The 13,044-nt window shown below is 64.6% G+C and carries 11 protein-coding genes; 8 read left to right on the forward strand and 3 right to left on the reverse strand.

The window, feature by feature from the left end; translation table 11 throughout:
* The first annotated feature begins 103 nt into the window (after positions 1-103).
* Positions 104-2,389 (forward strand): transglycosylase domain-containing protein, encoded by a 2,286-nt coding sequence (locus P9272_RS04815; protein WP_278159436.1) that lies wholly within the window; start codon positions 104-106, stop codon positions 2,387-2,389.
* Between the two features lie 65 nt (positions 2,390-2,454).
* A complete protein-coding gene (locus P9272_RS04820; RefSeq protein WP_278159438.1) occupies positions 2,455-3,204 on the forward strand; it encodes an SDR family oxidoreductase in 750 nt (249 codons plus the stop codon).
* A gap of 111 nt (positions 3,205-3,315) precedes the next feature.
* Here the strand turns inward: P9272_RS04820 and P9272_RS04825 are convergent, their stop codons facing one another.
* A complete protein-coding gene (locus P9272_RS04825) occupies positions 3,316-4,233 on the reverse strand; it encodes a zinc-binding dehydrogenase (protein ID WP_278159440.1) in 918 nt (305 codons plus the stop codon).
* Positions 4,234-4,357: 124 nt separating this feature from the next.
* Between P9272_RS04825 and P9272_RS04830 the strand changes: the two genes are divergently transcribed.
* The gene (locus P9272_RS04830) at positions 4,358-5,164 is read left to right on the forward strand and encodes a helix-turn-helix transcriptional regulator (RefSeq protein ID WP_278159442.1); all 807 of its coding nucleotides are present in this window, start codon (positions 4,358-4,360) and stop codon (positions 5,162-5,164) included.
* Between the two features lie 6 nt (positions 5,165-5,170).
* Here the strand turns inward: P9272_RS04830 and ybaL are convergent, their stop codons facing one another.
* Complete coding sequence (gene ybaL, locus P9272_RS04835; protein ID WP_278159443.1) at positions 5,171-6,970, reverse strand: YbaL family putative K(+) efflux transporter; 1,800 nt, start codon at positions 6,968-6,970, stop codon at positions 5,171-5,173.
* A 217-nt stretch (positions 6,971-7,187) separates the two neighbouring features.
* Positions 7,188-7,628 (reverse strand): host attachment family protein, encoded by a 441-nt coding sequence (locus P9272_RS04840; RefSeq protein ID WP_128256275.1) that lies wholly within the window; start codon positions 7,626-7,628, stop codon positions 7,188-7,190.
* A gap of 416 nt (positions 7,629-8,044) precedes the next feature.
* On the opposite strand from P9272_RS04840, the gene cysG reads away from it, so the two are divergent.
* The 5 genes from cysG to P9272_RS04865 all read left to right on the forward strand — a co-directional run bounded on the left by cysG (position 8,045) and on the right by P9272_RS04865 (position 12,960).
* A complete protein-coding gene (cysG, locus tag P9272_RS04845) occupies positions 8,045-9,496 on the forward strand; it encodes a siroheme synthase CysG (protein WP_128256274.1) in 1,452 nt (483 codons plus the stop codon).
* Entirely contained in the window at positions 9,493-9,798 is a 306-nt protein-coding gene (locus P9272_RS04850) for a DUF2849 domain-containing protein (protein ID WP_128256273.1), read from the forward strand. The genes cysG and P9272_RS04850 overlap by 4 nt, the downstream gene beginning before the upstream one ends.
* 42 nt (positions 9,799-9,840) lie before the next feature.
* Positions 9,841-11,511 (forward strand): nitrite/sulfite reductase, encoded by a 1,671-nt coding sequence (locus P9272_RS04855; protein WP_278159448.1) that lies wholly within the window; start codon positions 9,841-9,843, stop codon positions 11,509-11,511.
* Positions 11,486-12,250 carry a phosphoadenylyl-sulfate reductase gene (locus tag P9272_RS04860; protein ID WP_278159449.1) on the forward strand — a complete coding sequence of 255 codons (765 nt, stop codon included), beginning with the start codon at positions 11,486-11,488 and terminating at the stop codon, positions 12,248-12,250. The genes P9272_RS04855 and P9272_RS04860 overlap by 26 nt, the downstream gene beginning before the upstream one ends.
* Before the next feature lie 170 nt (positions 12,251-12,420).
* The gene (locus P9272_RS04865) at positions 12,421-12,960 is read left to right on the forward strand and encodes a DUF934 domain-containing protein (protein WP_278159451.1); all 540 of its coding nucleotides are present in this window, start codon (positions 12,421-12,423) and stop codon (positions 12,958-12,960) included.
* The last annotated feature ends 84 nt before the right edge of the window (positions 12,961-13,044 follow it).

The following is a 13,044-nucleotide window of genomic DNA, read 5'->3' on the forward strand; positions in this document are numbered from 1 at the left end:
TTCAAAAGGCCGCATAAACCCTGCTTTAACGCGCCTTTAAACCGCCGCATCTAGTCTTCAACCCGAACGCCATCGGCATTTGGGGACAGACAGACTAGAGCGCATGGCGAACCGCAGAGACAGTCGCATCGAACCGAGCTTCGACGGATCGCCGCGGGCGAAATCCTCCGAGGGCTTTTCGGTGAGCGAGGAGGATCGCGTCGTGCCGCGCACCCGCAAATCCGCTGCAAAGGGCAGATCCGCCAAGGCGAAATCACGCGGCCGTGGCCGCGACCGCAACCGGCGCGGGCTGCTCGGCATCGCCACCCGGCTGGTCTACTGGTGCTTCGTGCTGTGCATCTGGGGCGGCATCGCGGCGGCCGGCGTCGTCGTCTATTACGGCGCCAAGATGCCGGCGGCCACGACCTGGTCGGTCCCGGACCGTGCGCCCAACATCAAGATCGTCTCGGTCGATGGGCAGCTTATAGCCAATCGCGGCGCGTCGGGCGGCGAGGCAGTCGGCCTGCACGAGATGTCGCCCTATATTCCGGAGGCCGTCGTCGCCATCGAGGACCGGCGCTTCTATTCGCATTTCGGCATCGACCCGATCGGCCTGTCGCGCGCCATGGTCACCAACCTGCTCGGCCGCCATTTCTCGCAAGGCGGCTCGACGCTGACGCAGCAGCTGGCCAAGAACCTGTTCCTGACGCCGGACCGCACGCTGGAGCGCAAGGTGCAGGAAGTGCTGCTGGCGCTCTGGCTAGAGCACAAGCACACGAAGGACCAGATCCTCGAAATGTACCTCAACCGGGTCTATTTCGGCTCAGGCGCCTATGGCGTCGAGGCGGCTTCGCGGCGCTATTTCGGCAAGAGCGCGCGCGACGTATCGCTTTCGGAGGCAGCACTTCTGGCGGGCCTGCTCAAGGCGCCGTCGAAGCTTTCGCCGGCGCGCGACCCGAAGGCGGCCGAGGATCGCGCGCAGCTCGTGCTCGCGGCCATGCGCGAGACCGGCAAGATCAGCGACAAGGAATACAAGACCGCGCTGAGCGCGCCGGCGACGCGCGCGCCGTCTTACTGGACCGGCTCGGAAAACTACGTTGCCGATACGGTGATGGACGAGCTTCCCGACCTGATCGGCGACGTGCGCGGCGACATCGTCATCAACACCACCGTCGATCTCAACCTGCAGAAGCTTGCCGAACAGTCGATCCGCCGGCTGATCGACGAAAGCGGAAAGAAGCTCAACGTCACGCAGGGGGCGCTGGTATCGATCGATGATTCCGGCGCGGTGCGCGCCATGGTCGGCGGCTATGATTATTCGACCAGCCAGTTCGACCGCGCCTCGGAAGCGCGCCGGCAGCCGGGCTCCGCCTTCAAGCCCTTCGTCTACATGGCGGCGCTGGAAACCGGCCGCACGCCCGACAGCATCCGCAACGACGCGCCGATCAAAATCGGCAAATGGACGCCCGACAATTATGGCGGCAAATATTACGGCAAGGTCACGCTTGCGACGGCTCTGGCCAAGTCGCTGAACTCGGTGGCGGCGCAGCTCACCATGGAGGTCGGGCCCGACGCGGTGGTGGAAGCCGCGCATCGCATGGGCATCCAGTCCGACCTGCAGGCCAACACCTCGATCGCGCTGGGCACCTCGGAAGTGACGCCGCTGGAACTGACCTCGGCCTATGTGCCTTTCGCCAATGGCGGCTACAAGCCGGACATCCACTTCATCCAGCGCATCACCACCGCCAGCGGCAAGGTGCTCTACGAGGGCAGCACCGGCAGCGCGCCGCGCGTCATCAAGGCCGATATCGTGGGCATGATGAACTCGATGATGACCGGCACGGTCGAGGTCGGCACCGCGAAAAAGGCAGCGTTCAACTGGCCGTCGGCCGGCAAGACCGGCACCAGCCAGAACTCGCGCGACGCCTGGTTCGTCGGCTACACCGCGAACCTCACCACCGGCGTGTGGTTCGGCAATGACGACGGCAGCCCGATGAAGAAGGTGACCGGCGGCGCCTTGCCGGCGCAGGCCTGGCACGAATTCATGGTGGCGGCGCATGAAGGCGTGCCGGTGCGGCCGCTGCCCGGCACCTGGAAGTCGACCCCCTCCGATACGATCGTGCCGGACGAGATCCCGTCGGCGGATGCCTCGCAGCCGCCGCCCGCCCCGCCCGCGGGCGTCGGCCAGTCGCAGCCTGCAGCCCAATCGCAGCCTGTTGCCCAGGCGCCGGCACGGCAGGCACCCGCGCGCCAGCCCCGGCCGGCCGAGACCGTCGACGCCGGCGGCTTCGACATGCCGAGCGACAGCGGATCGACCGCCTCGATCAAGCATCCGGTGCCGCCCGGCGATGTCGGCGGACCGAAGAAAAGGCGGCAGACCTCGATCCTCGATATCCTCGGCGGCGGGTAGAGCGGCAACTTCGCCTCTCGTAATGGCAAGCGCCTTCGGCTACATGTCCGGCCGGAGACAAAGTCATGGCCGAGACCGACAGCAGAAAAACCATCGTGCTCACCGGCGCAAGCCGGGGAATCGGCCATGCGACGGTGAAGCGTTTTTCGCGCGAGGGCTGGCGCGTGATCACCTGTTCGCGCCAGGCCTTTGCCGAGGATTGCCCGTGGCCTGCCGGCCCCGAGGATCACATCAAGGTCGATCTCGCCGACCAGGAGGACGTCGGCATCGCCGTTTCGGAAATCCGCCACCGGCTGGAGGCGCATGGCGGGCAACTGCACGCGCTGGTCAACAATGCCGGCATCTCGCCGAAGCTGAAGGATGGCAGCCGGATGAATTCGATCGACACGCCGATGCATGTCTGGCGCGACGTCTTCCAGGTCAATTTCTTCGCGCCGATCATGCTGGCGCGCGGCCTGTTCAAGGAGCTCGCCGCCGCCAAGGGTTCGATCGTCAACGTCACTTCGATCGCCGGCACAAGGGTGCATCCATTCGCCGGCACGGCCTATGCGACGTCGAAGGCGGCGCTCGGCTCGCTGACGCGCGAGATGGCGCATGATTTCGGCCCATACGGCATCCGCGTCAACGCGATCGCGCCGGGCGAGATTGACACGGCGATCCTGTCGCCCGGCACCGACAAGATAGTTGAGACGATCCCGCTGAGAAGGCTGGGCGCCACCTCGGAGGTGGCCGACATCATCTATTTCCTGTGCTCCGGCCAGTCGTCCTACGTGACCGGCTCGGAAATCCACATCAATGGCGGCCAGCACGTTTAGAGCAATTCCAGGAAAAGTGTGAGCGGTTTTCTGTCCAGAATTTCGTAAAAACAAAGGGTTAGCGCGGTTCGCCGTTTCCACGAAACGGTGAAACGCTCTAGGCGGCTGACTTCAAGCCATCGTGAGAACGGCCTTGCCGCTGAAGCTGCGCTGTCTGAGCGCGTCCAGGGCCTGACCGATGTCCGTCCAGGGCACCGTCATGGCCACGCGCGTTTCAAGCCGGCCGGCCACGATCAGATCGAGCAGCGCGGCAATATCGGCGCCGATGGCTGAACCGGAGGTGTAATAGGCGAAGGTTTGTAGCCGCGCGCCTTCGTGGCCGGGAACGAACTGGCGGAATCCAACCGGCGTGAGCTCGCCGCTGCTCGAGCCGAACATGACGATCGTTCCACCCGGCGCGACGCGTTCGATCGCATCAGCCAGGCTCTTGCCGCCGACCGACTCGGTGATCAGCGAAAACGGTCCCTCCGCCAGTTCGATCGACTCGACGATCTTCCCGGCGCCCAAATCGCGAAGGTCATCGTGGTGTCGGGCCGAGGCGATCGCCGTCACGGAAGCGCCTTGCTCGCACGCGATTTGGATCTGAAAGCGGCCGACCGCGCCGCTTGCGCCAGTGATCAGCACCCGCTGGCCGGCGAGATCGCCGCCTTGGCGCAAGGTCCTCAGCGCCGTCGTGCCCGCGACCGGCAGCGTGGCGGCGGAGGCGAAGCTGACAGCGTCGGGTATGACGGCGAGGCGGTCGGTCGGAACGGCGACATGCTCGGCCCAGCCGGCCTGGTCGACCAAGGCCGCGACGCGCGTGCCCGCGGCCGGGCTTGAGCCGTCGGCCGCCGCGCGTTCCACGATGCCAACGATGTCCTGGCCGGGGATCCAGCCGTCGGGGCGGATGGCGAGCAGGCGCAACTCGCCACGGTTCAATGATGTCGCATGAACTGTCACCAATGCTTCATTTGAGTTGCAGTTGGGCTCGTCGACCTCTGTGAACTTGAGTTGGCTGGGGCTGTCGGAAGAAATAGCGAGAGCGAGCATTGGCCACCTTTGAAATTGACGTCTGGAAGACCCGATCGATGCGACGATATCGGTGTCATCCTATCGACTTTCGTAATTGAAGAATTTAGATATAGAGCCAAATGATCTCTAAAAACGGTCAAGCATGAGACAGCCGCTTCGCTGGCCCTGGCTGGATTTCGACGTCGACGACGTGGCCGCGCCGGCGATCGCCGTCGGCGTCGACGTCACCGAGACCAAGGCCGAGGTGCGCGAGCATTGGCACCGCAAGGGGCAGCTCGTCTTTGCGCTTGGCGGCGGCGTCACCTGCAGGGTTCCGACCGGGCTCTGGATGGTGCCGCCGCATTGCGGGGTCTGGGTGCCGAGCCGGATGGAACACAGCAACATCGCGACGGCGAATGCGCGGATGTTCTTCGTTTATATCGAGCCCGGCGCCGCCGACCTGCCGGATCGGTGCAGCACGCTTTCGATCTCGCCGCTGCTGCGCGAGGTGATCATCGAGCTGTCGGAATGCGCGCCGGACGATCCGCGCTGCGATTTCCTGGGAAGGGTCCTGCTTGCCGAGCTGCCGCTTATGCCCGTCCAGCAATTGCACCTGCCGATCTCGGCCGAGCCTCGGCTGCGGCGGATCGCGGAGGCACTGGCCGACGACCCCGCCGACCGCAGCACGCTAGCGGAGTGGGCGCATCGCTTGGCGCTTAGCGAGAGCAGCCTGGCGCGCCTCGCGGTGAAGGAGACGGGCCTGAGCTTCGGCCGCTGGCGCCAGCAGTTACACCTGATCGTGGCGCTCAGGGAACTGTCCGCCGGCGCCAGCGTGCAGCAGGTATCGGGCGATCTGGGCTATGAATCCGTCACCGCCTTCATCACCATGTTCAAGAAGGCGCTGGGCAAGCCGCCGGCGAAATATCTCAGCGACATCGCGCAGAATGGCGGCTCCGCGTTCAAGGCCTGAGAGGCATCAAGCTGGCTGCGGGTTGATCGCCATGGCGAGCCCCGCCGGATCGGTGGGTTTGCCGGTCACCACCTCGACGATGCCGCGGGCGATCTCACGCTCGCCCATGATCACGGTGTCGGCGCCGAGGCCTTTCAGGTGCTCGACCTCGGCGTCGGAGTGCGCGCGGGCGATCACAGTGATCGCGGGATTGGCGGTGCGGGCTCGAAGCACGATCTGGCCGGACTCGAAGGCATTGGGGATGGCGAGGATCAGCCGCCTCGCGCCCTCCGGATTGGCGGCTGAGAAGACGTCCGCATTGGCGGCGTTGCCAGCGACGGTCTCCACGCCATCCTCCCGCAGCTTCGCCAGCGTCTTGTCGGCATCCTCGATCACCAGGAACGGCAGGGCGGCTTCCTTCAGCGCTGCGCCCACCAGGCTGCCGACACGGCCATAACCGATCAGGATGGAATGGCCGGCAAGTGTGGTCCTGGGTGGCGGGCCGTCTTCCTTTCCTGGGGCTGCCTGGACCGAGGCGACCTGGCCGGGCTCGGTGGCCGGGCCGATCGGCCTTTGCGCTTCGACCGGCGCGGCCTTTCCGGCGCGCTTTTCCAGCCACGGCTTCATCCAGTCGACAACCAGGAACATCAGCGGATTGAGCAGGATCGAGAGGATCGCGCCGGCAAGGATCAGATCTCGGCCCTGTTCTGGCAGGAGTTTCAGGCCGACGCCGAGCTCGGCAAGGATAAATGAGAACTCACCGATCTGGGCAAGGCTCGCCGAAATCATCAGCGCGGTCGCGATCGGATAGCGGAAGGCGATGACGATGACGAAGGCGGCGATCGACTTGCCTACGACGATGATGGCCAAGGTGGCGAGGATCGGCAGGCCGTTGCTGATCAGGCTGAGAGGGTCGAACAGCATGCCGACCGAGACGAAGAACAGCACTGAGAAGGCGTCGCGCAGCGGCAGCGATTCCTCCGCCGCGCGGTGGCTGAGCTCGGACTCGCTCATGATCATGCCGGCGAAGAAGGCGCCGAGCGCCAGCGAGACGCCGAACAGCTTCGCCGCGCCGAAGGCGACGCCGAGCGCGATGGCCAGCACCGAGAGCCGGAACAGTTCCCGTGAGCCGGTATGCGCGACGTAATGCAGGATCCACGGTATGACCCTGCGGCCGACCACCAGCATGACGACGACGAAGGCGGCGACCTTGGCGAGCGTGATGCCGACAACGCCCCATATGCCGTAGCTGGCGGGCAGCGAGAGCAGGCTCGTATGATCCTCGACCTGCGGTTGGCCACCGAGCACGCCAGCGAGCGCGGGTAGCAGAACCAGCGCCAGCACCATGGCGAGATCCTCGACGATCAGCCAGCCGACGGCGATGCGGCCACGCTCGGTCTCGATCAGCCGCCGCTCCTGCAGCGCGCGCAAAAGCACCACGGTCGAGGCGACCGAAAGCGCGAGGCCGAAGACCAGGCCCGCGCCGAGGGACCAGCCGAGCAGCCAGGCAAGCCCGACGCCAAGCAGCGTTGCGAAGCCGATCTGCACGATGGCGCCCGGCACCGCGATGGCGCGGACGGACAGGAGATCCTTCAGCGAAAAATGCAGGCCGACGCCGAACATCAAAAGGATGACGCCGATTTCCGCGAGTTCGTTGGCAAGGCTGGCGTCGGCGACGAAGCCCGGCGTGTTAGGCCCGACAAGCACGCCGGCGACGAGATAACCGACAAGCGGCGGGATGCGGAAGCGGTTGGCTAGAGCCCCGAAGACGAAAGCCAGCCCCAGACCGGCGACGATGGTGGCGATAAGGGGCGTGTCATGCGGCATTGTCTTTTGCGCGCCTTTCGAAAATTCACGATGTCGGATGGGCGCCCGCCGAGGCCGTCGCCTTCGGGCAATATGGTGGACGGAGCGGCGATGATGCAACCGCCGCCGTGCAGAAATCGACGCTGAAGAAGGGCGTGGACCGGAAAATCGGCGCCGCGCCGACAAAGAGGCGGCTTCGAGACGCGATCCAGCCTTGAGGCCGCTCTTCCTTCGTCGCCTACGCCGCTTGCAACAGATTCTCGATATCCGGAATCGTGTGGTTGGTGAGCGTCTTTGGGATCTCCGCCTGCACCTTCTCACTCACCTCCTTGTGCAGTTTCTGGCGCATCTCGCCAAGCACCTGCGGGGGCGCGATCAGCACGACCGCGTCGAATGCACCACGATGCGCGAGCTTGTAAAGCCGGTCTGCGATCTCGACAGCGAAACGTTCCTTGCCGAGGCGGTGCCAATCGGTTTCCTCAACGGCGCTGCGGGGGCCTTCGTTGCTCTGGCGGCCCGGCTTGTCCGTGCCCTGCTCGCGTGTGGCGGGGTTCTCCTGCTCCATCTCCTGTACCACCTCCAGGTTCGGGAACTTGTTGTCGCCCTGGTTGCGCAGGAAAAGCGCCTTCTCACCATCGGCCACGACGACCCACAATCCGTGCTTCAGCTTGATGTTCATGGCGTTCCTCCTTTGCTTGCGGATTGCCGACCGGTCGAGCCCAGATCGACAGAATGGATTGCTAGCCAAACGAGCCGCGGAGCAGGATTGTTCCGACCTGCCAGTGCGCTCTCAACTGCTCTCTCCAGGTGAGGCTGGCCATCGAGCGACAAGGTTGGGTTTAATCTACTAAGTTAGTAGAATTTAGAAAAAACTGTTTTGCCGCTTTCCGGAGCCGGTGCTAAAAATCGCGGCAGATCAGGGTGGTTTCTCACGCCGTTCTGGCTCTCTCATCCCCAAAGTAGAATTTTTTTCTCTTGCTCTTCGCGGCTGCGAAAAAGCGATTGCCTGCCGTTCGGCGACGCGCGAGTGCTTGCCTTCTGGTTTTTGGCCTGCCCGCGTAAAACTGCCAAACTGTTTCAATATTGCTCGTCGCCATGTCGCCAGCCAACGCCAAACTCAATGCCTTTCCCGTCTTCATGCGGGTCGACGGCCAAGCCGTAGCCATCGTCGGTAATGGCGAGGAAGCGCTCGCCAAGGCCAGGCTGGTTTCGCAGTCGAGCGCGGTGCTACGCATCGTCGCCGACAATGCCAGTGGCGGGCTGTTGGATTTCATCGCATCGATCGGCGCCGTTCACATCAATGCACCCTATGAGGCTGCCGCGCATCTCCAGGGTGCTGCCCTGGTGTTCGCTGCGAGCGGTGACGAGGCGCTCGATGGCCGCGTCGTTGATGACGCGCGACGGCTGGGCATCCCGGTCAATGTGGTAGATCGCCCGGATCTTTGCGACTTCTTAACCCCGGCGTTGGTGAACCGCGCGCCGGTTGCGATTGCCATCGGGACCGAGGGTGCCGGACCGGTTCTGGCGCAGATGCTGCGTGTCCGCATAGACCGCATGCTGTCGCCGTCGCTCGGCCGACTGGCCGCCTTGGCGGCTTCGTTCCGCGTTGCCGCCGAGCGGCTGCCGAAGGGTAGTCGCCGTCGTCGCTTCTGGAGCGACTTCTTCGCCGGCGCGCCGGCCAAGGCTATCGAAGCCGGTGACCACGCCCAGGCGCATGGCGCAGCGCTCGAGCTCCTGAGCGCGAATGCGCCGGCCGCGGGGCATATCGCGCTGGTCGGCGCCGGCCCCGGCGCGGAGGATCTGCTGACTTTGCGTGCCCACCGCCTGCTGATGGAAGCCGATGCCATCGTCTATGATGCGCTGGTGCCGGAGGCGATCGTCGGCATGGGGCGCCGCGACGCCGAGCGCCTGCCGGTCGGCAAGCGCAAGGGTTGCCATTCCAAGAGCCAGGAAGAGATCAACGCCCTACTCATCGAGCTAGGCCAGGCCGGTAAGCGCGTGGTGCGGCTGAAGTCCGGCGATCCGCTGGTGTTCGGACGCGCCGGCGAGGAAATGGCGGCGCTGCGCGAGGCCGGGATAGCGTATGAGGTGGTTCCGGGCGTCACCGCCGCCTTCGCCGCCGCCGCCGATTTCGAACTGCCGCTGACGCTGCGCGGGGTTTCGTCCTCAATGGTGTTCACCACCGGCCACGACCTCAAGGGCAACTCGCTGCCCGACTGGGCAAAGCTTGCCGTCTCCGGTGCGACCGTTGCCGTGTATATGGGTCGCTCGGTCGCGGCGGAAGTCGCTGGACGGCTGATCGAAGCCGGGTTGTCGCCGGACACGGCCGTGGCCGTCGTCGAGAATGCCAGCCTCGGCAATCGCCGTCGTTTCCACGGCACGCTTGCCGATCTGCCGTCGCTGGAAGAGCGCGCCGATCTCACCGGTCCGGTGATGACGATCATCGGCGATGCGGTCGCCGGCGCCAATTTCGAACAATCCGAGCCGCTCGCGGCACACAGGCATGAGGGCGCGGCTTCGGCCGCCGCCGAAGGAGTTCAACCATGAAGGTTCTGACCGCAAACAGGCTCTCCGACGGCATCGCCGTCTGGTATGCCGATGGCGGCTGGGCGGAGGCGGTCGGCCATGCCGATGTCGCGCACGACAAGGCGGCGGAGGACCGGCTGGAAGCGATCGGCGCTGCCGCCGCCGCCAACAACGAAGTTCTGGACGTCAACGTGATCGACGTCACAATTGTCGATGGATTGGTCGAGCCGGTGCGGCTGCGCGAGAAGATACGAGCCGCGGGCCCGACGATTCACCCCGATCTCGGCAAGCAGGCGAGCCCGCAGGCGCAACGAGCCGCTTGAATCCAAGGAAGCAACGGGCGGACGCGCCCTGAAAGACGAAGCATGTACCGTTACGACGAGTTCGACCACGATTTCGTTCAGGCCCGCGTCGCCGAGTTCAGCGACCAGGTGAAGCGCCGGCTTGCCGGCGAGATCACCGAGGACCAGTTCCGGCCGCTCAGGCTGATGAATGGCGTCTACCTGCAGCTGCATGCCTATATGCTGCGCATCGCCGTGCCTTACGGCACGCTGAACAGCCGGCAGTTGCGCATGCTCGCCCATATCGCGCGCAAATACGACAAGGGTTACGGCCACTTCACCACACGCCAGAACCTCCAGTTCCACTGGCCGGCGCTTGCCGATGTTCCGGCGATCCTGGCCGATCTAGCCAGCGTCGAGATGCATTGCATCCAGACCAGCGGCAATTGCATCCGCAACGTCACCGCCGACCACTTCGCGGGGGCGGCCGCCGACGAGGTCGCCGATCCGCGGCCCTATGCGGAAATCCTGCGCCAATGGTCCTCGGTTCATCCGGAATTTTCCTACCTGCCGCGCAAGTTCAAGATCGCGGTGACGGGGGCCGAGCGCGACCGGGCTGCCATTCAGGCGCATGACATCGGCCTGCATCTGAAGAAGAATGCGGCTGGCGAATTGGGCTTTGCCGTCTATGTCGGCGGGGGTCTGGGCCGCACGCCGATGGTCGCCAAGAGGATCCGCGATTTCCTGCCGGAAGCCGATCTTCTGTCCTACTGCACGGCGATCCTGCGCGTGTACAACCTCTACGGCCGCCGCGACAACAAGTACAAGGCACGCGTCAAGATCCTGGTGCATGAGACCGGTGTCGAAGAGATCGCACGACAGATCGAGGCCGAATGGCAGCAGCTCAAGGACACCGAGCTGAAATTGCCGGAGGCCGATATCCAGGCGATCAATGCTTATTTCGCGCCTCCGGCGCTGTCGGCCCGATCGGAAGGTGATGCTCTCGTCAAGCAAGCCCGGCTCGATTCCAAGAGCTTTTCGGAATGGCTCGAGCAGAATGTCGTGACGCACCGCCATCCCGATTACGCGGCGGTGACGATCTCGCTCAAGGGCATCGGCGAGGTGCCCGGCGACGTCACCGACAGCCAGATGGAGGCGGTTGCCGACATTGCCGAGAAATACGCATTCGACGAGCTGCGCGTCAGCCACGAGCAGAACCTCATCCTGCCGCACGTGGCGCGCGCCGATCTGAAGGTTGTCTATGACGCGCTCGTCGAGATTGGCCTGGCGACCGCCAATTCCAATCTGATCAGCGACATCATCTCCTGTCCTGGCCTCGATTATTGCTCGCTGGCCACGGCGCGCTCTATTCCGGTCGCCCAGGAAATCTCGCGGCGCTTCGCTTCGCTGGAGCGGCAGCGCGAGATCGGCGAGTTGAAGCTGAAGATCTCCGGATGCATCAACGCCTGCGGCCATCACCATGTCGGCCATATCGGCATCCTCGGCGTCGAGAAGAAAGGCTCCGAGCTCTACCAGGTGACGCTTGGCGGCTCGGCCGACGAGAACACCTCCGTGGGCGAGATCATCGGCCGCGGCTTCTCATCGGAAGAGATCACCGATGCCATCGAGCAGATCGTCGACACCTATCTCGGCCTTCGGCTCAGTCCCGACGAACGTTTTATCGACGCCTACCGCCGTGTCGGTCCCGCGCCGTTCAAGGAGGCGCTCTATGCTGGCGAAACCAAGGCCGCTTGACCGTATTGTCGACGTCGAGGCCGGCATCGCCGCCGAAGCGGCGGGGCTCGACGCGCTGCTCGGCCATCTGAAGCCGATCGAGATCATCGAGCGCGCGGCGCGCGAATCCTTCCGCGGCGAGGTCGCGGCGGTCTCCTCCTTCGGCGCGGATTCGGCGGTGCTGCTGCACATGATCTCGGAGATCGACCGCTCGCTGCCGGTGATCTTCCTCGACACCGGCAAGCATTTCGAGGAGACACTCGGCTATCGCGACGCGCTGATTGCCGATTTCGGCCTGACGGATATAAGGGTGGTCAAGCCGGACGAGGCGGCGCTCGAACGCGTCGATCCGACCGGCCGGCTCAATGAGACCGACACGGACGCCTGCTGCAACGTGCGCAAGGTCGAGCCGCTGGCGCGCGGTGTCGAGCCGTTCCGTGCCTGGTTCACTGGACGCAAGCGCTTCCAGGCCTCGACGCGGGCTGCACTGCCCGTCTTCGAGGCGGTCGGTTCGCGTATACGCATCAATCCGCTGGCGCATTGGACGACATCGGACCAGGCCGACTATATGCGCGAGCATGCACTGCGCGAAAATCCGCTGGTCGCCTATGGCTATCTGTCGATCGGCTGCTTCCCATGCACGCAGCCGGTGCAACCCGGCGAGGACGCGCGCAGCGGCCGCTGGGCCGGGCACGCGAAAACCGAGTGTGGTATCCATCTCTCCGGACTGGAGAAGTCGCTGACCGACGCCTCTCTTTAGGATACGCCGATATTCATGTGAGGCCGGCCTGCAAATGGCGACTTCCTGCGCTTCCGGTGCTCACGTACTTCAAGTACGCTCCGCTCTGGTTCTCGGAAGCCACCATTTTCCGCTCGGCCTGACCTGAATCTCGGCAAATCCTTGCAATCTTTAGGACCTTAGGATTTTTGATGACTGGATCGACGACAGCGGGGACCCGCCTCTGGACCCCTGACGGTTTTCGCGAGGACGAGTGGACGCACGCCCAAAGCGCCGAGGCGCTGGCCGGCAATGGCCGTTTCATCCTGCCGCTTCAGGTTTTTCTCGGGCTGGATGAAGAAATCCGCAAGTCAGCCAAGGAACGCCTCGGTGTGTTGCTGCAGCCCGGCGACGAGCTCGACAAGATAACCGGCTTGCTGGACCAATTGTCGCTGGTGGCGCTCGCGTTCCCGGCCTTCAATGACGGCCGCTCCTTCTCGAAGGGCGAGTTGCTGCGCGTCCGGCATCATTTCAAGGGCGCGGTGCGCGCCACCGGCCAGGTGCTGGTCGACCAGCTGCCGCATATGCTGCGGCTCGGCTTCGACGAGTTCGAGGTCTCCAATCCGGTGCTGTTGAAGCGCCTGGAGGAAGGGCGCACCGGCGGCCTGCCGGTTTATTACCAGCCGGCCGCGGAAGCTGAGCCGAAAGGCCCGAAATACTCATGGCGGCGCAAGCGCTCTGGATCAGAATGACGTTCGGTTGACCGTCATCCTGATCCAGTCCTTTGTCGGAGATCTTTTCCGAAGCCTCGGTTCGGGGATCATGCACTGGCTGAC

Origin of the sequence: Mesorhizobium sp. WSM4976 (assembly GCF_029625685.1) — a bacterium.
Taxonomy (GTDB): Bacteria; Pseudomonadota; Alphaproteobacteria; order Rhizobiales; family Rhizobiaceae; genus Mesorhizobium.

Excerpts from the sequence above, each read along its gene's own strand:
- P9272_RS04815 (WP_278159436.1), top strand. The coding sequence starts at position 104 with ATGGCGAACCGCAGAGACAGTCGCATCGAACCGAGCTTCGACGGATCG.
- P9272_RS04820 (WP_278159438.1), top strand. The coding sequence starts at position 2,455 with ATGGCCGAGACCGACAGCAGAAAAACCATCGTGCTCACCGGCGCAAGC.
- P9272_RS04825 (WP_278159440.1), bottom strand. The coding sequence starts at position 4,233 with ATGCTCGCTCTCGCTATTTCTTCCGACAGCCCCAGCCAACTCAAGTTC.
- P9272_RS04830 (WP_278159442.1), top strand. The coding sequence starts at position 4,358 with ATGAGACAGCCGCTTCGCTGGCCCTGGCTGGATTTCGACGTCGACGAC.
- ybaL (WP_278159443.1), bottom strand. The coding sequence starts at position 6,970 with ATGCCGCATGACACGCCCCTTATCGCCACCATCGTCGCCGGTCTGGGG.
- P9272_RS04840 (WP_128256275.1), bottom strand. The coding sequence starts at position 7,628 with ATGAACATCAAGCTGAAGCACGGATTGTGGGTCGTCGTGGCCGATGGT.
- cysG (WP_128256274.1), top strand. The coding sequence starts at position 8,045 with ATGTCGCCAGCCAACGCCAAACTCAATGCCTTTCCCGTCTTCATGCGG.
- P9272_RS04850 (WP_128256273.1), top strand. The coding sequence starts at position 9,493 with ATGAAGGTTCTGACCGCAAACAGGCTCTCCGACGGCATCGCCGTCTGG.
- P9272_RS04855 (WP_278159448.1), top strand. The coding sequence starts at position 9,841 with ATGTACCGTTACGACGAGTTCGACCACGATTTCGTTCAGGCCCGCGTC.
- P9272_RS04860 (WP_278159449.1), top strand. The coding sequence starts at position 11,486 with ATGCTGGCGAAACCAAGGCCGCTTGACCGTATTGTCGACGTCGAGGCC.
- P9272_RS04865 (WP_278159451.1), top strand. The coding sequence starts at position 12,421 with ATGACTGGATCGACGACAGCGGGGACCCGCCTCTGGACCCCTGACGGT.